Source organism: Allomuricauda sp. NFXS6, from assembly GCF_040148835.1.
Taxonomy (GTDB): Bacteria; Bacteroidota; Bacteroidia; order Flavobacteriales; family Flavobacteriaceae; genus Flagellimonas.
Genome location: NZ_JAGEMG010000001.1, coordinates 202,877 through 221,480, shown reverse-complemented (window position 1 = coordinate 221,480; position 18,604 = coordinate 202,877). Strand labels below are relative to the sequence as shown.

At 40.5% G+C, this 18,604-nt stretch carries 18 protein-coding genes; 8 read left to right on the top strand and 10 right to left on the bottom strand.

Annotated elements, in window-relative coordinates; genetic code table 11:
• The first annotated feature begins 280 nt into the window (after positions 1 to 280).
• Together prfA and pyrF are read left to right on the top strand one after the other, a co-directional pair.
• Positions 281 to 1,357 (top strand): peptide chain release factor 1, encoded by a 1,077-nt coding sequence (prfA, locus tag J4E06_RS01040; RefSeq protein ID WP_119608641.1) that lies wholly within the window; start codon positions 281 to 283, stop codon positions 1,355 to 1,357.
• 41 nt (positions 1,358 to 1,398) lie between these two features.
• Positions 1,399 to 2,220: an orotidine-5'-phosphate decarboxylase gene (gene pyrF / locus J4E06_RS01035; protein ID WP_349522191.1), complete on the top strand. Its 822-nt coding sequence runs from the start codon at positions 1,399 to 1,401 to the stop codon at positions 2,218 to 2,220.
• 8 nt (positions 2,221 to 2,228) lie between these two features.
• On the opposite strand, the gene J4E06_RS01030 is transcribed toward pyrF, so the two are convergent.
• On the bottom strand, positions 2,229 to 2,420 hold the full coding sequence (locus tag J4E06_RS01030; protein WP_349522190.1) for a hypothetical protein: 192 nt from the start codon (positions 2,418 to 2,420) through the stop codon (positions 2,229 to 2,231).
• A 201-nt stretch (positions 2,421 to 2,621) separates the two neighbouring features.
• Between J4E06_RS01030 and J4E06_RS01025 the strand changes: the two genes are divergently transcribed.
• Positions 2,622 to 3,146 carry a hypothetical protein gene (locus tag J4E06_RS01025; RefSeq protein ID WP_349522189.1) on the top strand — a complete coding sequence of 175 codons (525 nt, stop codon included), beginning with the start codon at positions 2,622 to 2,624 and terminating at the stop codon, positions 3,144 to 3,146.
• Between the two features lie 178 nt (positions 3,147 to 3,324).
• On the opposite strand, the gene J4E06_RS01020 is transcribed toward J4E06_RS01025, so the two are convergent.
• The 3 genes from J4E06_RS01020 to purU are packed head-to-tail and all read right to left on the bottom strand — an operon-like array spanning position 3,325 to position 7,283.
• Positions 3,325 to 4,035 carry a DUF4197 domain-containing protein gene (locus J4E06_RS01020; protein WP_349522188.1) on the bottom strand — a complete coding sequence of 237 codons (711 nt, stop codon included), beginning with the start codon at positions 4,033 to 4,035 and terminating at the stop codon, positions 3,325 to 3,327.
• A gap of 55 nt (positions 4,036 to 4,090) precedes the next feature.
• Positions 4,091 to 6,376 carry a maltose phosphorylase MdxK gene (gene mdxK / locus J4E06_RS01015; RefSeq protein WP_349522187.1) on the bottom strand — a complete coding sequence of 762 codons (2,286 nt, stop codon included), beginning with the start codon at positions 6,374 to 6,376 and terminating at the stop codon, positions 4,091 to 4,093.
• A gap of 58 nt (positions 6,377 to 6,434) precedes the next feature.
• The gene (gene purU / locus J4E06_RS01010; protein WP_349522186.1) at positions 6,435 to 7,283 is read right to left on the bottom strand and encodes a formyltetrahydrofolate deformylase; all 849 of its coding nucleotides are present in this window, start codon (positions 7,281 to 7,283) and stop codon (positions 6,435 to 6,437) included.
• A 142-nt stretch (positions 7,284 to 7,425) separates the two neighbouring features.
• Here purU and J4E06_RS01005 point away from each other — a divergent pair, with 142 nt between their 5' ends.
• Positions 7,426 to 10,884 (top strand): methylmalonyl-CoA mutase family protein, encoded by a 3,459-nt coding sequence (locus J4E06_RS01005; RefSeq protein WP_349522185.1) that lies wholly within the window; start codon positions 7,426 to 7,428, stop codon positions 10,882 to 10,884.
• A gap of 8 nt (positions 10,885 to 10,892) precedes the next feature.
• Here the strand turns inward: J4E06_RS01005 and J4E06_RS01000 are convergent, their stop codons facing one another.
• Positions 10,893 to 11,294: a hypothetical protein gene (locus J4E06_RS01000; RefSeq protein ID WP_349522184.1), complete on the bottom strand. Its 402-nt coding sequence runs from the start codon at positions 11,292 to 11,294 to the stop codon at positions 10,893 to 10,895.
• Between the two features lie 122 nt (positions 11,295 to 11,416).
• Between J4E06_RS01000 and J4E06_RS00995 the strand changes: the two genes are divergently transcribed.
• The 3 genes from J4E06_RS00995 to J4E06_RS00985 all read left to right on the top strand — a co-directional run bounded on the left by J4E06_RS00995 (position 11,417) and on the right by J4E06_RS00985 (position 14,055).
• Positions 11,417 to 11,869 carry an Lrp/AsnC family transcriptional regulator gene (locus tag J4E06_RS00995; RefSeq protein WP_349522183.1) on the top strand — a complete coding sequence of 151 codons (453 nt, stop codon included), beginning with the start codon at positions 11,417 to 11,419 and terminating at the stop codon, positions 11,867 to 11,869.
• Between the two features lie 62 nt (positions 11,870 to 11,931).
• Positions 11,932 to 13,359: an alpha/beta hydrolase gene (locus J4E06_RS00990; protein ID WP_349522182.1), complete on the top strand. Its 1,428-nt coding sequence runs from the start codon at positions 11,932 to 11,934 to the stop codon at positions 13,357 to 13,359.
• A gap of 57 nt (positions 13,360 to 13,416) precedes the next feature.
• Complete coding sequence (locus tag J4E06_RS00985; RefSeq protein WP_349522181.1) at positions 13,417 to 14,055, top strand: DUF1684 domain-containing protein; 639 nt, start codon at positions 13,417 to 13,419, stop codon at positions 14,053 to 14,055.
• Between the two features lie 54 nt (positions 14,056 to 14,109).
• Here J4E06_RS00985 and J4E06_RS00980 read toward each other — a convergent pair whose 3' ends face one another.
• The 5 genes from J4E06_RS00980 to J4E06_RS00960 all read right to left on the bottom strand — a co-directional run bounded on the left by J4E06_RS00980 (position 14,110) and on the right by J4E06_RS00960 (position 17,794).
• A complete protein-coding gene (locus J4E06_RS00980) occupies positions 14,110 to 15,147 on the bottom strand; it encodes an outer membrane beta-barrel protein (protein WP_349522180.1) in 1,038 nt (345 codons plus the stop codon).
• Between the two features lie 154 nt (positions 15,148 to 15,301).
• Positions 15,302 to 16,582, bottom strand: coding sequence for an ammonium transporter (locus J4E06_RS00975; RefSeq protein WP_349522179.1), 1,281 nt, complete (start codon positions 16,580 to 16,582; stop codon positions 15,302 to 15,304).
• 34 nt (positions 16,583 to 16,616) lie between these two features.
• Positions 16,617 to 16,955, bottom strand: coding sequence for a P-II family nitrogen regulator (locus J4E06_RS00970; protein WP_349522178.1), 339 nt, complete (start codon positions 16,953 to 16,955; stop codon positions 16,617 to 16,619).
• Between the two features lie 271 nt (positions 16,956 to 17,226).
• Positions 17,227 to 17,598, bottom strand: coding sequence for a fluoride efflux transporter CrcB (crcB, locus tag J4E06_RS00965; RefSeq protein ID WP_349522177.1), 372 nt, complete (start codon positions 17,596 to 17,598; stop codon positions 17,227 to 17,229).
• A gap of 16 nt (positions 17,599 to 17,614) precedes the next feature.
• The gene (locus tag J4E06_RS00960; RefSeq protein WP_349522176.1) at positions 17,615 to 17,794 is read right to left on the bottom strand and encodes a hypothetical protein; all 180 of its coding nucleotides are present in this window, start codon (positions 17,792 to 17,794) and stop codon (positions 17,615 to 17,617) included.
• A 344-nt stretch (positions 17,795 to 18,138) separates the two neighbouring features.
• Here J4E06_RS00960 and J4E06_RS00950 point away from each other — a divergent pair, with 344 nt between their 5' ends.
• Positions 18,139 to 18,525 (top strand): pyrophosphohydrolase domain-containing protein, encoded by a 387-nt coding sequence (locus J4E06_RS00950; protein ID WP_349522174.1) that lies wholly within the window; start codon positions 18,139 to 18,141, stop codon positions 18,523 to 18,525.
• The last annotated feature ends 79 nt before the right edge of the window (positions 18,526 to 18,604 follow it).

Sequence of the window (18,604 nt, the reverse complement as noted above, 5' to 3'; positions counted from 1 at the left end):
AAATACCGAAGTTTTGATATAATATCAAATCTTTCGAATATCTTGAATCTGAAAACCTTACCGTTAGCAAACCTATAAAAACTAGTTTTAAGCTAATTATTGTTGAAAAGGGAGCTTTGAAAAACATTAACACAATTGCTATCGACGTGGATGCCAAGAGAATGGTTTTGTAGAAGAGGAAAACCATCAGGTACGTTTTAAGACGGAATAATGAAATCATTGTATTTACTAAATGTACAAATTAATCGTAAATTCGCATTCCTATTAGGAGGATTGATTTATGCTAGACAAACTCAACATCGTAAAACAGCGTTTTGATGAGGTTTCCGACCTGATCATACAGCCCGATATTATTTCGGACCAAAAGCGTTACGTAAAACTGAACAAGGAGTACAAAGACTTAAAGTTGCTCAGCGACAAGCGCGACGAATACATTACCCTTACCAACAATATTCAAGAAGCGGAAGAAATTATTGCAGATGGCAGTGATGCGGAAATGTTGGAAATGGCCAAGATGCAATTGGATGAGGCCAAAAGTGCGTTGCCCAAGTTGGAAGAAGAAATTAAATACCTTTTGATTCCCAAAGACCCCGAGGACGAAAAGAACGTGGTAATGGAAATCAGAGCGGGAACTGGTGGGGATGAAGCCAGTATTTTTGCGGGCGATTTATTCCGTATGTATACCAAATATTGCGAATCCAAAGGGTGGAAGACCAATGTAATCGATTTGAGTGAGGGCACTAGCGGTGGATATAAAGAAATCCATTTTGAGGTGAATGGCGAAGATGTGTATGGAACTTTGAAGTTTGAGGCTGGGGTGCATCGTGTACAACGCGTACCACAGACCGAAACCCAAGGTAGAGTGCATACCAGTGCCGCTACCGTGATGGTGATTCCCGAAGCAGAAGAATTTGATGTGCAGATTGACCCCAAGGATGTACGGATAGATTATTTCTGTTCCTCTGGACCTGGTGGACAGTCGGTGAACACCACTTATTCTGCGGTGCGTTTAACGCACGAGCCCACAGGGATTGTGGCCCAATGTCAGGATGAAAAATCGCAGCACAAGAACAAGGATAAAGCCTTTAAGGTGCTTCGTTCCCGTTTGTACGATATGGAATTGGCCAAAAAACAGGCCGAGGATGCTGCCAAGCGTAATTCTCAAGTAAGTAGTGGCGACCGTTCGGCGAAAATCCGAACGTACAATTATCCGCAAGGTAGGGTGACCGATCACCGAATTGGTCTAACGCTTTACGACTTGCAGAATATCATCAACGGAGATATCCAAAAAATTATCGATGAGTTGATGTTGGTGGAAAACACCGAGAAACTCAAAGAAGCTTCGGAGATATTTTAAGCTGTTAATTTTCAATTGAGCACGGTCGAGAACCTTTCATAATGAAGATAGAAGATTTAATTGCCCAGATACATCAAAAAAAATCATTCCTCTGTGTTGGTCTCGACACGGATCTAGATAAAATTCCAGAACATCTTCTAAAAGAAGAAGACCCCATCTTCGCTTTCAACAAAGCGATTATTGATGCTACGCATTCCTATTGTGTGGCCTATAAGCCGAATATCGCCTTTTATGAGGCTTACGGTCTGGAAGGATGGAAATCCTTGGAGCGTACCATGGCATATTTGAATGCCAACTACCCAGAGATGTTCACCATTGCCGATGCCAAGCGCGGTGATATTGGGAATACGTCTACCCGCTACGCGAAAGCGTTTTTTGAAACGATGGATTTTGATTCCATTACCATTGCACCCTATATGGGCAAGGATTCTGTGGAGCCCTTTTTGGAGTTTAAGGATAAGCATACCATTTTATTGGCGCTTACATCCAACCAAGGCGCATTTGATTTTCAGACTAAAATTGTGGCTGGACAGGAATTGTACAAAGAGGTTATATCCGTTTCCAAAACGTATAAAGGTTCAGAACGATTGATGTATGTGGTAGGAGCTACAAAGGCTACTTATTTGGAAGATATTCGAAGGATTGTACCGGAGAGCTTTTTATTGGTACCTGGTGTGGGGGCACAAGGAGGTAGTTTGCAAGAGGTCTGCAAGTACGGAATTACCAAGGATATAGGTTTGTTGGTGAACTCCTCACGTGGTATTTTATATGCTTCTACAGGGTTGGATTTTGCTGAAACTGCTGCGAAAAAGGCACAGGAAATCCAGAAGGAAATGTCTGTTGAACTCGCTAAACTGAATTAAGTCCAGACCTACAAGCTCTCCAAAACCTTTTTTAGACTCTGCGCTTTTCTTTTGAAGAATTCTCCCAACTGATTGTCTTTTCCAGCAACGCTGGCAGCTTTCTCCATAAAATTGTTGTGCATTACTTCCAAAACTGATGCTGCTTGGCTAACACTTGTGATGGGTGTAACAGAACCAACTTTACAATACTGATTATTCATAGCTCTCAAGATTTGTTAATAACAAAGATACGTTCAAAACGTGCTCGTGGACTACGTAGGTAGAGGGTATACGTCTATAAATCAGGTAATTTATCTAAAATTTAACGTATCCCGCCCTGTTGAAGAAAACTACTTACATTGGGGTAGGATAAAATTAACGTACCTTTAAAATGAGTCTCTTTTTACATTCAAATGATTCAAATGCATAAGATAACAATCATTCTAAGTTGTTTTTTTCAGCTTGTCTTGTTTGCGCAAGATTCTCAAAATTGTAACTGTTGCTCTGAAAATCACCGTGCTTTTGATTTTTGGATAGGAGAGTGGGAAGTAATCAATTCAAAAGATGGTTCTCCTGCTGGTTCAAGTGCAATAAGTAAGGGAGAAGGTGGTTGTGTGATTCGAGAAAATTGGACAAGCGCAAATGCAGGGTATACAGGAACCAGCCTTAATTTTTTTAATGCCCAAACCAATCAATGGGAGCAATTGTGGGTGGACAATGCAGGAGCTTCATTAAAATTGAAAGGGAATAGGGTCGAGAATCAAATGATTCTGACCTCCGAAGAATTTACAAAGGCTGATGGCAAGCCATATAAAAACCGAATTACATGGACCAAGAATGATGATGGAACCGTTAGGCAGTTGTGGGAGGTACTAGATGAAGAGGGCAATGTATCCATTGCATTTGATGGGCTCTACCGAAAAGTTTTGAATGCAAAAAACCGGTGAAGAACACCGGTTTTTAAACTAACTAACTCAAAAAAATGCTAACTCAGATAACTTGTACAAAAATCAAGTTTAACCTCTGGATCAAGGTTAATTTAACTTTAGGATTTTGTTATAATTATACTTTATTATTGAGTTAATAACGACTTATTGTTTGAGTTATTGCGTTTTTATCAAAAAATTATGATTTATCCTGAAGAGCAAACACCTTTTTTAATAAATCTGTTGTTCTTGACGAAACTTTTGTCCTAATTTCCTTTTCTTCCAAAGCAATCATGGTATAGACACCTTCCAATGCTTCGTTGGTAGTGTAATCCGTTAAATCGGGGTTTACATCATTGGTCAATGGCAAGCTATTGTACTTGGTAATGATATTGCTCCAGATTTGGTCAGCCCCCACTTTTTGGAACGAATTTTTGATAATAGGGTTAAATTTATTGTACAACTGGGTTTTTGTGGCCTGCTGCAAATATTGGGTTGCTGCATTATCGTTCCCTAAAAGTATCTGTTTGGCATCATTGAATGTGATTCCTTTTACGGCATCCACAAAAATGGGAGTGGCCTCGCCAACGGCATCTTCGGCAGCACGGTTGATAATTCGCAAACCTTCATCGGCCAAACCGGCCAAACCAACATCGCGCAAGGTTTTGTCCACTTTTTGCAGCTCCTCTGGAAGCATGATCTTTACCAACTCATTCTTGTAGAACCCATTTTCGCTGGTAAGTTGGTTTACTTGCTTTTCAATGCCCATGTTCAGCGCCTCCCGTAATCCCTGGGCTATTTGATCATTTCCTATTCCTGTTGTTCCTTGGGGCAATTGGTCCACAACCTGCTGGAGTTCTGCGCACCCTACAAGTTGTAACACTAAAATACATAGCACTAATCTTTTCATGGTTAAATTTTTTAATTTGGAGTGATGATATATGGGGAAACTACATAAATAATGGTTAATTCAAAATAATGGATTCACCATTGACAAGAATTTCTAAGCTTTCACCTTCATCAATAGTAAAGGTTGCACCGTTTTGGGCAACAGTAACCTTTAAAACCCTGTCCCTGAAATTAATTTTGAAGGAGTACCTATCCCATTGTTCAGGAATTTTTGGAGAAAAGCAAAGCTTACCGTCTCTAACACGCATACCACCAAATCCTTCTACAATACTCATCCAAGTCCCTGCCATTGATGTAATATGCAGTCCTTCTTCGACCTCTTTGTTGTAGTCGTCCAAATCCAATCGAGAAGTTCGCAGGTAAAATGTGTAGGCTTGCTCCATTCGGCCTAATTTGGCAGCCTGTACGGAGTGAACGCAGGGTGAAAGCGAAGATTCATGAACGGTGAAAGGCTCGTAGAAATCAAAGTGCTTTTCCAGTTCCTGCTCCGTAAAATGGTCTTCAAAGAAATAAAACCCCTGCAAGGTGTCCGCTTGTTTGATATAGGGTGACCTAAGAATACGGTCCCAGCTCCAATGTTGGTTGATGGGGCGTTCTCTTTTATCGAGGTCGGCCACACGGACCAAGTCTTTGTCCAAGAATCCATCTTGTTGAAGGTAAACCCCATGTTCTTCGGAATATGGAAAATACATATGGGCGGCGACTTTTTTCCATAAGCCGGTTTCATCGTTGCCCAATTTAGTCTTTTCCAAAACTCTTTTGTAATCCTTCGGATAATTTTGCCGAACGTCTTCCAATTGTTCCAGTGCGTACTCCAGGCACCATTTTGCAAGGTAATTGGTGTACCAGTTGTTGTTGACGTTGTTCTCGTACTCGTTGGGACCGGTTACGCCCAACATTACATATTTCTTGCGATGTTCGGACCAATTGACCCGTTGCTGCCAAAAACGAGCAATTCCAATCAGCACTTCCAATCCCATTTCTGGAATGTAGCTATAGTCTTGGGTGTATTTTGTATAGTTGTAAATGGCGTAGGCTATGGCTCCATTACGGTGGATTTCCTCAAAAGTGATTTCCCATTCGTTATGGCATTCTTCACCATTCATAGTAACCATTGGGTAGAGCGCAGCCCCATTTTTGAAACCTAACTTTTCGGCATTTTCAATGGCCTTTTCCAGATGATTGTAGCGGTATTTGAGCAGTTTCCGAGCCACTTCCTGATTTTTAGTAGCCATATAAAATGGAAGACAATAGGCTTCGGTGTCCCAATACGTGCTACCGCCATATTTCTCGCCCGTGAACCCTTTCGGGCCAATATTTAATCGGGAATCTGTTCCGGTGTAGGTCTGATTCAGTTGAAATATATTGAAGCGTATCCCTTGCTGTGCTTTAACATCACCTTCTATTGTAATGTCGCTCATTTCCCAAATCTGGGCCCAGGCTTTTTTCTGCTCCTCCAAAAGTCCATCATACCCTAGGGAAGAGACTTGGTCCAATGCATCATGGGCAGCTTGTGTTAACTTGTCGGCATCGTGGTTTCGGTCTACCGTATACCCTCCGAACTTTACAAAACTTACTTTTTCTCCCTTTTTTACGTTTTGATGGAATTCAAAACCGATGGAAAGCTTCTTTTCGTTTAAAGAATCGGGAGTATCTTTCAATGTATCACCATAAACCAAATGCGCTTGCATAAAGGTGCACACATTAAAATGGGTTTTCATGGTATGCGATTCAATAAAGGCCCTGTTTTTATCGGATTCGATATTGGTGGTATTCCAGAATTTATCATCCCAGTTACTGTCCTCATTGGTGATACCTGCATCAACATAGGGTTTAAATACAATTTTGGCATCAGAATTAAGCGGGGTAATTTCAAATTTGATGGCTCCAACTTCATCATGCGACAGACTCAAAAATCGGGTGGCAACAACCGCTATTTCAATATTATTGGGTGTGGTGGCGACGAAATTTCTTTGGTACCACCCTTCTTTCATATTAAGTTCCCGCTTAAAGTTTTTGATATGTGTACAAGTGTTCAAATCCAAAGGCGTTCCATCGATTTCTACATCAATACCTATCCAATTTGGGGCATTTATAACCTTGGCGAAATATTCTGGATAACCGTTTTTCCACCATCCCACACGGGTTTTGTCAGGATAGTATACCCCTCCGATATAACTTCCTTGAAAACTGGGGCCTGAATAGGATTCTTCAAAATTGGCACGTTGTCCCATAGCTCCATTGCCTATACTAAAGAGACTTTCGGAAGATTTAACGCGATCTTGGTCAAAACCCTCTTCGATAATGCTCCATGGATTGGGTTGTATATAGTCTTGATTCATTTTAGGGATGATTGATGTTGTGTTTGTACTCGTTTTTTAGAAGATACGTAATCTTTTATTAAGAAAAAATCACTGTTTTATTATTGTAGACCATCGTTTTCCGAGCTACATGAAGCTGCACGGCCCGAGAAAGGACAATACGTTCCAAATCCCGTCCTTTTGCAATAAAATCCTTCACGGAATGCGTATGTGATACCGTGGTTACATCTTGCTCTATAATGGGGCCTGCATCCAAATCTTCGGTAACATAATGACTTGTGGCCCCAATAATTTTAACACCTCTGTTAAATGCGGCGTGATAGGGTTTTGCTCCAGCAAAGGCAGGCAAGAAGGAATGGTGAATGTTAATGATTTTCTGAGGGAAAACATCAATCACCTTGGGTGATACTATTTGCATATACCTCGCCAAAACAATAAAATCAACTCCGTACTGTTCCAAAAGCTCCAATTGTTTGTCTTCGGCCTCTGCCTTGGTTTCTTTGGTCACTGGAATATGAAAATAAGGAATATTGAACTGCTCCGCCACATATTCCAAATCCCTATGATTGCTTAAAATAAAAGGAATTTCAACAGAAAGTTCCCCAGAATTATACCTGCTCAGCAAATCGTACAGACAATGATTGTACTTAGAGACAAAAATGGCCATTTTTGGTCTGTACATATCCGTATAAGCATCCCATTCCATATGAAAACCTTCCGCCAATTCACGTCCAAATTCTTTTTTGAATTTGGGTAAATCCAGATTATGTTCAAACTCACTCTTCAATCGCATAAAAAACACGCCTGCCTGTTTGTCCACATGCTGGTCAAGGTACACCACATTGCCTTTTTGCTGATGGATAAAGGTGGTGACGGAACGAATGATTCCCGATTGGTCGGGGCAGTTGATAAGAATGGTCAGTTTCATTGAACATAATTGAGCCGATAAAATTATGGTATTCAAAAAAGGATGCCCAAAGTTTTACTATTTTTTATGCAATCTTAATCAAAATCATTTTTCAATTGCATTTTCTGTAAATTGCAGAGCAAAATCAGACCTTTTATTGCAAATGGAACAAATTAAACCCTACAAGCCAAAACATAAAATCAGAATTGTAACTGCAGCTTCCCTGTTTGATGGGCACGATGCTGCCATCAATATTATGCGAAGGATTATCCAAGCCACAGGGGTTGAGGTGATTCACTTGGGGCACGATAGGAGTGTGGTCGAAGTTGTTGATTGCGCCATTCAAGAAGATGCCAATGCCATTGCAATGACTTCTTATCAAGGTGGGCATAATGAGTATTTTAGGTATATGTTCGATTTGTTGGAGGAACGAGGAGCAGGTCACATCAAAATATTTGGTGGAGGTGGTGGTGTCATCCTTCCGGAAGAGATAAAGGAACTGATGGATTACGGTATTGAGCGAATTTATTCTCCAGATGACGGCCGGGAAATGGGGCTTCAGGGGATGATCAATGATTTGGTGGAGCGTTGTGATACTGCTGTACCTGATTTGGACCTTTCTAAAGAAAAATCCTTGGAAAGCGAATTGGAAAAGAAGCATCCCAATACTTTGGCTCGTTTGATTTCTTTGGCGGAGAACCGTCACGAAGAATATGAGAGATTTGAGTCAATCATAGCTAAAAGACAGACCAATGTACCCGTTTTGGGAATTACGGGTACTGGGGGAGCAGGTAAATCCAGTTTGGTGGATGAATTGGTCCGACGGTTTTTGATGGATTTTCCAGATAAAAATATTGGAATTATTTCTGTGGACCCATCCAAACGAAAAACGGGAGGGGCGCTTTTAGGGGATAGAATCCGAATGAACGCCATCAATAACGAAAGAGTCTATATGCGCTCTTTGGCCACGCGCCAATCCAATTTGGCCTTATCCAAACACGTTTCGGAGGCAGTTCAAGTGCTGAAATCTGCAAAATATGACCTAATTATCCTAGAAACTTCAGGAATTGGTCAGTCCGATACCGAAATTTTGGAACATAGCGATGTTTCGCTCTACGTAATGACCCCCGAATTTGGTGCAGCTACCCAATTGGAGAAGATTGATATGCTGGATTTTGCGGATATCGTTGCCATCAATAAGTTTGATAAAAGAGGAGCACTTGATGCGCTTCGTGATGTAAAAAAACAATATGCCCGTAACCATGGGTTGTGGCACACCAATGAAGATGAACTGCCCATTTTTGGAACCATTGCTTCGCAGTTCAACGATCCAGGAATGAACAACCTCTATAAAATGGTGATGGATACTTTGGTTGAAAAAGCGGGTTCCACATTGAATTCTACCATTGAGATTACCCAGGAAATGGCGGAGAAAATCTACGTGATTCCGCCAGCACGCACCCGATATTTATCAGAAATTGCCGAAAACAATAGAGGTTATGATGCCAGAGCCAAAGAGGAATCCAAAATAGCCCAAAAGCTTTATGGTATCTTTTTGACATTAGCTTCTACTTTGGAAATGGACCAAGAACAAGCGGAAGAATTGTTTTTGGATAAGTCAGGCTTGGATGAAGAAGCAATTGAATCCAACATCAAAAATGAGGAATCCAAGGCATTGGTGAAGCTGCTCATCAAGGAGTTTGACAGGATAAAGATGCACTTGAATCCACATAACTGGAAAGCTATCTTAAAATGGAAAGAAAAAGTAAGTCGCTACAAGGCCGAAATATATTCCTTTAAGGTACGGGACAAAGAAGTCAAAATACAAACGCATACCGAATCACTTTCGCATAGTCAGATTCCAAAAGTATCCTTGCCCAAATATCAAGCTTGGGGCGATGTTCTACAATGGATTTTACAGGAAAATGTACCTGGCGAATTTCCATATACGGCCGGTTTGTATCCTTTTAAAAGAGAAGGGGAGGACCCAACAAGAATGTTTGCGGGCGAAGGTGGTCCAGAACGTACCAATCGCCGCTTCCATTATGTGAGTATGGATATGCCCGCCAAGCGGTTGTCCACAGCTTTTGATTCGGTGACGCTGTACGGAAACGACCCAGACCATCGACCAGATATTTATGGAAAGATTGGTAATGCAGGGGTTTCCATTTGCTGTTTGGATGATGCCAAAAAATTATACTCAGGATTTGACTTGAGCAGCCCGATGACTTCGGTGAGTATGACCATAAATGGTCCCGCACCGATGCTTTTGGCCTTTTTTATGAATGCTGCCATTGATCAGAACTGCGAGAAATACATTAAAGAAAATGGTCTACAGAAAAGGGTCGAGGACAAAATAAAAACCATCTTTAAAGAGAAAGGGGTGGCACAGCCCAAATATTACGGAGAGCTTCCCGAAGGGAACAATGGTCTCGGATTGATGCTTTTGGGTGTTACAGGAGATCAAGTTCTTCCAAAAGAAGTGTATCAGAAAATAAAGGTAAAGACCCTGAGCCAAGTTCGTGGGACCGTTCAGGCCGATATTTTAAAAGAGGACCAAGCACAGAATACCTGTATTTTTTCAACGGAGTTTGCCCTCAGACTGATGGGAGATGTGCAGGAATATTTTATTGAACAACAGGTTCGTAATTTCTATTCCGTTTCCATTTCCGGTTACCATATTGCAGAGGCGGGTGCTAACCCGATTACCCAATTGGCATTCACGCTTTCCAATGGGTTTACCTACGTGGAGTACTATTTGAGCCGTGGAATGGACATCAACAAATTTGGTCCCAATCTTTCGTTCTTCTTTTCCAACGGTGTAGATCCAGAGTATGCCGTTATTGGTCGTGTAGCTCGACGGATTTGGTCCAAAGCTTTGAAAGAGAAGTATGGCGCCAACCCAAGGGCGCAGATGTTGAAATACCACATCCAGACCTCGGGAAGAAGTTTGCACGCGCAAGAAATTGACTTTAATGATATCCGTACAACGCTTCAAGCTTTGTATGCGATTTATGACAACTGTAACTCGTTGCATACCAATGCCTATGATGAGGCCATTACCACGCCGACCGAAGAATCGGTGCGTAGGGCCATGGCCATTCAATTGATCATTAATAAAGAATTGGGATTGGCCAAAAACGAAAACCCGATACAAGGGTCATTTATTATCGAAGAGTTGACGGACTTGGTGGAAGAGGCTGTTTTAATGGAGTTTGATAGAATTACAGAACGTGGCGGTGTACTGGGCGCTATGGAAACCATGTATCAGCGTTCCAAAATACAAGAAGAGAGCCTCCATTATGAAACCTTGAAGCATTCAGGTGAATATCCGATAATTGGTGTGAACACATTTTTGAGTTCAAAAGGGTCTCCCACGATTTTGCCCGCGGAGGTAATTAGAGCTACGGAGACCGAAAAGGAAAATCAAATAAAAACCTTGCAGAACCTGCACAAAAGGGAAGAAAAAGAAGCAGAAAAACAACTGGCCGAACTACAAGAAGTGGCGACCAACAATGAAAATATTTTTGAAAAGTTGATGGAGGCCGCTAAATATTGTTCACTGGGCCAGATAACCGGAGCCTTGTTCCAAGTAGGGGGGCAGTACCGAAGAAATATGTAGGAAGAGAATCAATCGTTCTTACTGATCAAGGACTTTCTCCATTTTTTAAAGGAGACCCGGAATATGCGAATCTCTTTTCTAAGAAGGTTTAGGTATTCTTTTTCCTTAACGCCGTCCCGTTCCAGACCATTGCAATAGGCCAAGATATTACGGGTCATAATATTTACATAGGAAAGGCTCCTCATTCTTGAGGAATAGCAATTGCTGAGTGCAGCTTGTTCCACCTCTTTGGTGATCAAATCGGCATCTGTTAAAAGGGATTTGGAAATGTCATCTCTGAAGGAATCGATTTTACGTAGAGACAGTATTTCCCTGTTCTGCGTAAAATATGCAGCCACAGCTTCGCTCATATCGCGAAGCGCCAAAGATTTACGGTATACACCTAAGGAGTTGAGAGCATTTTTCTCCATTTTTTCATAGCAATTTTGTTTCATAAAATTACGCACGAATTAAATTTATTTACTTTTGTTAGTAAAGCTATTATTAGATTTTACTTTTGAAAACAAAAAAATAGTGGTAAATTTCTTTATAAATGAAGATAGATGACTTGAATTGGCAAATCCTAAATCATTTACAAAAGAATGCGAGGGAATCTTTTGCCAATATTGGAAGGAAAATAGGGCTCACACCACCTGCAGTTGCAGAGCGTGTGAAAAAGATGGAAGACCTTGGTATTATTGAGCGTTACAGTGCCTCTATCTCTTATGTTGAGGCCGGATATCAGTTGAAAGCCATAATTATGTTGCGCGCTTTTATGGGTAAGCTCAAGCCTTTTTTGGACAAGGTCAAGACTTTTCAAGAAGTGGTGAATTGCTATCGGATTACCGGTAACGAAAATATCATCATGGAAGTGGTGCTTCGAGATCAGTCCCATTTGGAAAAATTTATTGATGAACTTATCGTGTACGGGGAATGCAGGACCCATATTGTGCTGTCCAATGTTGTGGCCAACTCACCTATCAAAAAAAGTAGGACAGGTAAATGATTTTATCGTTAAATTGATACTTTATATACAGACTTTGGCTAGATTTTTGCGAAATTAGAATTATGAAAAAGATATACTTACTGACCTTTCTGACCTTTTTTTGTGCAATTTCCATCTTCTCACAACAATTGGTTTTAAAAAAAGGGGAGATCATTGAAAATCTTCCAATCAATGATTCTATTGAAAACACGTATTCCATCTATGTTCCCAAAGCATTCTCAATGGATAAAAAATGGCCGCTACTCGTTGTGACCGATACGGAAGGGAACGAAAAAAAGGCGCTTTCCATGTTTACCATAGCTGCTGAGGAAGAAGGGTATGTTTTGGCCGCACCCAAGCTTATCGATAGTATTTCTTTAACCAAAAACATGGTCATAACTGGTCAGGCAATTCAAAAAGTGACTAGTTTGTTGCCTATTCATGTAGATAGAATTTATGCTGCCGGCGAAGATGCAGGTGGCCAGTTTGCAAGCTTGGTACCCGTGCTGATCAATGGAGTTCGGGGTACCATGTCAATTGGTGCTTCTTTGGCCAACAGTGAATTGATCAACGTTAAAAAACCATTCCATTTTGTAGGTGTTGTAAATAAGGAGAACTTTAATTACCCTTTTATGCTCACGGATACCAAACTTTTAGATCGCTATAAGTTTCCAAATCAGGTGTTGTTGTACGATGGAAATGGTGAATGGCCAGGTGTTTCCTATTTGGCAAAGGCAATGCAGCTTTTTACCTTGGATGCCATGGGTCGAAAATGGATTCCACAAGATTCATCCTATATTGAAAAAGCGTATCAAGAGGATTTGGAAAAGATAAATCAGTTGAAAGGTATTGGTGATTTATTATGGGTGGAACAGCATATGACCGAAATGATGTCGATATATGGAATATTTAAAAATATGGACTCCTTGAGAACGGTACAGCGAGATCTTCGTAGGGATAGGGATTATAAAACAATGAAAAGAGCGGAGAATGCGGCCTTTTTAAAAGAATCTATGCTGAAGGAAGATTATCAATATTATATGGAGGAGGATGTATACACCTATAACTTTAACAATTTGGGTTGGTGGAACCATCAAATGGGGGAGATAGATAAATTTATCTCGGGTTCAAAACCTTATGAAAGGCAGATGGGGCATCGGTTAAAAGGATTTGTAAATGCTTTGGCGGAGGACAACATCAATATTATAGCATCAGAAGAGGTGGTTGATGAGGATGCATTGGCATTTTTGTATATGCTGAAAACCATTTTGGAGCCCGATAATTTTGAGTATTATTTCAAAACCATATCGCTTAGCGCAAAAAATGATGATTTCGGCACTTCATTGTTCTATATGGAGGAACTTTTGAAAAAAGGTTTCAAGGATAGGGAAAAACTTTACAGTCTGGAGGATACGGCACTATTGCGCATTACCCCTGAATTTAACGAGCTTGTTTCAAAATATTTGGAAGATGCCCGTTACGATATCAAAGTGGATGAAAACCGTCCTTAATCTCATAATTCACTTCTAACGGGTATAAGCTGTATTTTTGCATAAATATCCTTTGCAATGAAATATGCAATCCTATTTTTGGTAGTTTTTTTGATGGCCTGCGGACAGGGTAAAAAATACCACGACGAAGAAAAGAAAGCTGGGACTGAATCCGACTTGGCAGCAGATATTTTAGAGTACCAAGAGGAACAAAATGAAAGCTTTAAAGACCCCGACTCATCTCCCTTACCTGATAAATATCGTAAGGATTTTGAAGGACTCGATTTTTTTGCACCCGACACCAACTATATCGTAAAAGCTCGTTTTGAGCGCACACCGGATGCGGAACCTTTCTTGATGCCCACAACAACCGATAGGCAGACACAGGAAGTGGTTTATGGAATTGCCCATTTTAGCTTGAATGGAGAAGAACATCAATTGGAAGTATACCAAAGTTTGGGCTTGATGGATGATGAAGGATATGAGGATTATCTGTTTTTGCCTTTTCTGGACAATACCAATGGTGAAGAAACTTATGGAGGCGGAAGGTACATTGATCTGACCATTCCCGAAGGCGATACTTTGGTGATTGATTTTAACAAGGCATACAATCCTTACTGTGTTTATAACAAAAAGTACTCCTGCCCTCTAGTGCCAAGGCAAAATTATTTGAGAACTAAAGTGAGAGCAGGAGTGAAAAATTTTAACAAGGATTAAAAAAAGCCTTAATCCTATTGGAATAAGGCTTTTTTAGATCATATATACCCTTTTTTAGAAGGAGTAGATTGCAGCAATCAAGAAGGAAGATTGATTGCTGGTAAAGGCTCCATCGCCGTCGTTATAAGGTTCTATATCATTCCCCCAGCTATCCAAACGAATCTCAGGTTTGATGATAAGGTTATCCTTGGTAAAGCTGCCGGTCAAGGTAAGTCCAAGAACAGGAGAATCGTCATCAACAGTATCGTCGGTAAACGTCATATATTCTCCACGAAGTCCAAGTGCAAAGCTATCAGACATGGTATACTGTGGGTAAATGGCAGCGCCGTAGAAGCCAGTTCCTGTCTCCGAGTTGTCGTTGTAAGCCGCATTGATTCCAAAGAAAAAATCCTCAGTAAGATCAAATCCACCGGTATAATCGATTTCAAAACCAAGACCACCGCTTTTTCCGCTATCGTAGTATAGGTTCAAGAATTGACCGTAAAAGCCCAACTGACCACCTAAAGAGTACTCGCCAGTATCACTGATGTCGTTGGTATCCCAAGGGTTCATCACAGCAAGCATTAAACTTACGTCATCGGATAACGTAAAATCAGCTTTTAAACCCAAGTGGGAAAACGGTCCGTTCGAAAACAAATATGAAACACTATAGTTGAAGTTTGCTTGCGGAGCGATTACTTCATACCCCAAAAAGGTGTTGAAACGCCCCATGGTCAATGTAGTGCTTTCGGAAACATTCCAATATACGTAGGCTTGGTTGATGATACCGTTAAGTACGTCGTTGTTAAAAGTAGCTTCGGTACCTCTTGGTCCAAAAACCAAGTCAACCACAACACCGGTATCTCCCATATCGTAGGTACCTATTAAATTGGCCATACCCAATGCAAAACCTGTTTGGTTTGCAAATGATGTAAAGGTTGCTGTGTCAGCTTCTCCTCCATCTTTTGTGGTTGTTCTGTAATAAGCATCAACAGATCCGCTAAGACTAAACTTTGATTCTTCCTCCTCCTGTGCAGTGACAGAGAAAGTTACCATTGAAATGATGGCGATAGCCAAAAATTTTACGAAATTTGTATTTATAATCGTTTTCATATCATAATCGTTTAAAGTTGTCCTTTTAGCGCTTTTGCGAAGGACAGTTAGTTGTAATAAATGTGAGTTTGATTGAAAAGGTTATTATACGGAGCGTTTGGCAGAACGCTCCGTTCCTTTTTTACAATCTTGTTGTGAGTTTGAAAGACTTGTTTTATTTGTCTTGAGAAATGTGTTCTGGATAAGATTCCACACCATGTTCGTGGATATCCAAACCTTCGACTTCCTCTTTCTCGGATACTCTCAATCCAATAGTTTTCTTCAATATGAAAAGTACTATAAAGGATGCAACGGCTGCCCAAACTATGTAAGCCAATGATCCATAGGTCTGTACCCAAAGCAGTTTTCCGCTACCACCGTAAAACAATCCGCCATCTAGTGCAAATAGACCGATGAGTACGGTTCCGAGGAAACCACAAACTCCGTGAACAGAAATGGCACCTACTGGGTCGTCAATCTTAAGTTTTTTATCGATAAATTCTATGGATATTACCACAACGATACCACATAGCAAACCAATGGCAAGAGCTCCCCAAGCGTTTACGGAACCACATCCAGCAGTAATACCTACCAAACCGGCCAAAGCACCGTTCAATGTCATGGAAATATCTGCTCTACCATATCTGGCCCAAGTAAAGAATAGGGCCGCAATGGCACCAATGGCGGCAGCTAGGTTTGTGTTGATGATAACACCTGTGGCACCGATGGTGTCGTCGCCTCCCCAAGCCAATTGGGAACCACCGTTAAACCCGAACCATCCCAACCAAAGGATAAATACACCCAAGGCACCAAAGGCCATATTGTGACCTGGTATTGCTTGCGCTTTACCATCTACGTATTTACCAATTCTTGGGCCTACCAAAATGGCAGCTACCAATGCAGCGGCACCACCAACGGCGTGTACAACGGAAGAACCGGCAAAATCGACAAATCCTGCGGTGTTTAACCATGCATCGTCATCAAATGGCCAATACCAACTACCTGAAATTGGGTAGATTAATGTGGTAAGGACAGCAGAGAAAATCAAATAGGTTGAAAATTTGGTCCTTCCTGCAATGGCTCCTGACACAATAGTGGCTGCTGTGGCACAGAATACTGTTTGGAAAAACAGGTTGTGCCAATCATCAGCGCTAAAAAAGAAATATCCTTGATCGGATGGGCTGGACCTGAAAAATCCTCCACCTACTAAGTCGCTTCCGTACATAATGGCATACCCAACTGCCCAGAACAAAACCGAACCAGCGGCCAAGTCCATTACGTTTTTCATAATAATATTACCAGTGTTCTTGCTACGGGTAAAACCTATTTCCAGCAATGTGAACCCTGCCTGCATAAAAAATACCAAAATGGCCGCAAGGGTAATCCACAATGCACCCATGTCGCCAGTTATGGCTTCCACGGCTTTATCTATCGCTTCTTGTTCTTGAATAATCATAATCTAAAGTTTTTAAGTTTTTTGGCTATTAATGTTAGTTGATTCCGGCGCTTCCGCTTTCCTTGGTTCTGATTCTGTACGCTTCCATAACATCGGAGACGAAAATTTTCCCATCACCAACGTTACCGGTACTTGCAGTGTCCAAAAGAACGTTTACGGTTTTTTCCAGGAAGTCATCGCTAACCACGATTACCAAATACCTTCGCTGTATATCGCTAGTGCTGTACGATATGCCACGATAGACATGCCCTTGTTTCTCATTTCCAACTCCGGTTACATCCCAGTAACTAAAAAAGTTGACCTCAATTTGATGCAGGGCTTTTTTTACCTCATCAAATTTGGATTTTCTAATAATTGCCTCGACTTTTTTCATAATTAAGTAGTTAATTGATGGTTCAAATATATAGGATAAAAAGGGATACCATTAAAATGAAAGGGGTGTGTGGCTATTTTTACGGGTATAAGAAAAACACCCCCTAAATATTAGGGGTATTTAATTTAGAATTAATGTTTGTTGTGTATTTGGTGATTTTAATTTAACATTCAGCTTCTGAAGGTTAATTTTTCGCAAGATTATGCGCTTAAAAACCGATAAATGTTCGATTTTTAACAAATTTTAACTAAAAAAATGAAATTTATAACTACTAAATATGTTTGGCGATCCATAATCCCAAAACAACGGCCAAAACACCGATGCCTATGCTGGAAATTAGATAAATGGCCAAATTAAGAAAGTCGCCGTTCTTTAGTAAGGAATGCTTTTCAAAAGCAAATGCAGAAAAAGTGGTGAAGCCACCGCAAAATCCGGTAGCAAGAAATAACGTATTATTGGAGGAGATAACATTGCCTCTTGCGGTCAGCCCCAAAAAAAGACCGATCAGTAGGCAACCTATAACATTGACGAGAAACGTCCCTAAAAAGAAATTGTGAAAAAGTGGGTTGAGTGGTTTGGAAATCCAATAGCGTATAACGCTTCCAAATCCCCCACCCAAAAAAACAAGAAAGGCCTGTTTCATGCCTTAAAGATACAAACTAAACCGCTTCTTTGTACTCGGTTTCAATAGCCTCACGGGGGAAAAATTTAGTGGTTGAGGTTTCGGAAATCCGTTGTATCGGTTTTGTGAATCTTTCCTTGGCTCCATTGACGCTGAAAATCAACAAAACGGCATTTACAGCAAGCAGAACAAAAAGAATACTAAAAAATACAGTCATTCAGGTTAGGGCTAAATTAATGTTAAACAAAAGTACGGTTTTTCCTATAAGAACGAAATCTGGACCGTGCTATTGTTGTGAAAAGAAAGATTTTTGTGGTTACTGTAATTTCGAAGTTAATTTTTAAGGAAGTATTTAATAATAAACAGGATAATTATAAAAGTTATGAAGGAAACCAGAATCCAAATAACACCTTTATAATTTTTTTGGTGCAGTTTTTTGTCTTTCTTATAGGTTAAAATGACAATGGTTACGAAGGCGACAAAGAATAGGGCTGCAAAAATCAACTGTCCGGTACTGAACATATTTTATATTTTTATGCAAAGCTAAATCAAATAAGTGTAATGGAAAGTAAAATTAAAGCTGTGGAGCTCTTCCACAATTCTTTTGGCCTCGGAGTTGAACAAAAGCCAAAGGCTGATTTGGGGAAGGAAAAGAACAAACTTCGTTTTAATTTGATGGACGAGGAGAACCGTGAATATTTGGAGGCCGCCAACAATAACGATTTGGTCGAAGTGGCCGATGCACTGGGCGATATGCTCTACATTTTATGCGGTACCATCTTGGAGCATGGAATGCAATACAAAATAGAAGAAGTCTTTGAAGAGATTCAGCGGAGCAATATGAGCAAATTGGGAGCGAATGGCAAACCCATTTACCGAGAGGATGGAAAGGTACTAAAAGGCCCAAATTATTTTAAACCGAATATACAGACCATTATAGATAAATAAAAAACTGTCTAGAAAGTGTTAAAACAAGTCATTCTGAATTTATTTCAGAATCTCATCATACTTATAAATGAATCTTTAT

What these genes read in the sequence shown, in the direction of transcription:
- J4E06_RS01000 (WP_349522184.1), bottom strand. Translation starts at nt 11,294, where the DNA reads ATGGAGAAAAATGCTCTCAACTCCTTAGGTGTATACCGTAAATCTTTG.
- pyrF (WP_349522191.1), top strand. Translation starts at nt 1,399, where the DNA reads ATGAAGATAGAAGATTTAATTGCCCAGATACATCAAAAAAAATCATTC.
- J4E06_RS00950 (WP_349522174.1), top strand. Translation starts at nt 18,139, where the DNA reads ATGGAAAGTAAAATTAAAGCTGTGGAGCTCTTCCACAATTCTTTTGGC.
- J4E06_RS00970 (WP_349522178.1), bottom strand. Translation starts at nt 16,955, where the DNA reads ATGAAAAAAGTCGAGGCAATTATTAGAAAATCCAAATTTGATGAGGTA.
- J4E06_RS00985 (WP_349522181.1), top strand. Translation starts at nt 13,417, where the DNA reads ATGAAATATGCAATCCTATTTTTGGTAGTTTTTTTGATGGCCTGCGGA.
- J4E06_RS01020 (WP_349522188.1), bottom strand. Translation starts at nt 4,035, where the DNA reads ATGAAAAGATTAGTGCTATGTATTTTAGTGTTACAACTTGTAGGGTGC.
- J4E06_RS00995 (WP_349522183.1), top strand. Translation starts at nt 11,417, where the DNA reads ATGAAGATAGATGACTTGAATTGGCAAATCCTAAATCATTTACAAAAG.
- J4E06_RS01005 (WP_349522185.1), top strand. Translation starts at nt 7,426, where the DNA reads ATGGAACAAATTAAACCCTACAAGCCAAAACATAAAATCAGAATTGTA.
- J4E06_RS01030 (WP_349522190.1), bottom strand. Translation starts at nt 2,420, where the DNA reads ATGAATAATCAGTATTGTAAAGTTGGTTCTGTTACACCCATCACAAGT.
- J4E06_RS00980 (WP_349522180.1), bottom strand. Translation starts at nt 15,147, where the DNA reads ATGAAAACGATTATAAATACAAATTTCGTAAAATTTTTGGCTATCGCC.
- J4E06_RS00990 (WP_349522182.1), top strand. Translation starts at nt 11,932, where the DNA reads ATGAAAAAGATATACTTACTGACCTTTCTGACCTTTTTTTGTGCAATT.
- mdxK (WP_349522187.1), bottom strand. Translation starts at nt 6,376, where the DNA reads ATGAATCAAGACTATATACAACCCAATCCATGGAGCATTATCGAAGAG.
- J4E06_RS01025 (WP_349522189.1), top strand. Translation starts at nt 2,622, where the DNA reads ATGCATAAGATAACAATCATTCTAAGTTGTTTTTTTCAGCTTGTCTTG.
- prfA (WP_119608641.1), top strand. Translation starts at nt 281, where the DNA reads ATGCTAGACAAACTCAACATCGTAAAACAGCGTTTTGATGAGGTTTCC.
- purU (WP_349522186.1), bottom strand. Translation starts at nt 7,283, where the DNA reads ATGAAACTGACCATTCTTATCAACTGCCCCGACCAATCGGGAATCATT.
- J4E06_RS00975 (WP_349522179.1), bottom strand. Translation starts at nt 16,582, where the DNA reads ATGATTATTCAAGAACAAGAAGCGATAGATAAAGCCGTGGAAGCCATA.
- crcB (WP_349522177.1), bottom strand. Translation starts at nt 17,598, where the DNA reads ATGAAACAGGCCTTTCTTGTTTTTTTGGGTGGGGGATTTGGAAGCGTT.
- J4E06_RS00960 (WP_349522176.1), bottom strand. Translation starts at nt 17,794, where the DNA reads ATGACTGTATTTTTTAGTATTCTTTTTGTTCTGCTTGCTGTAAATGCC.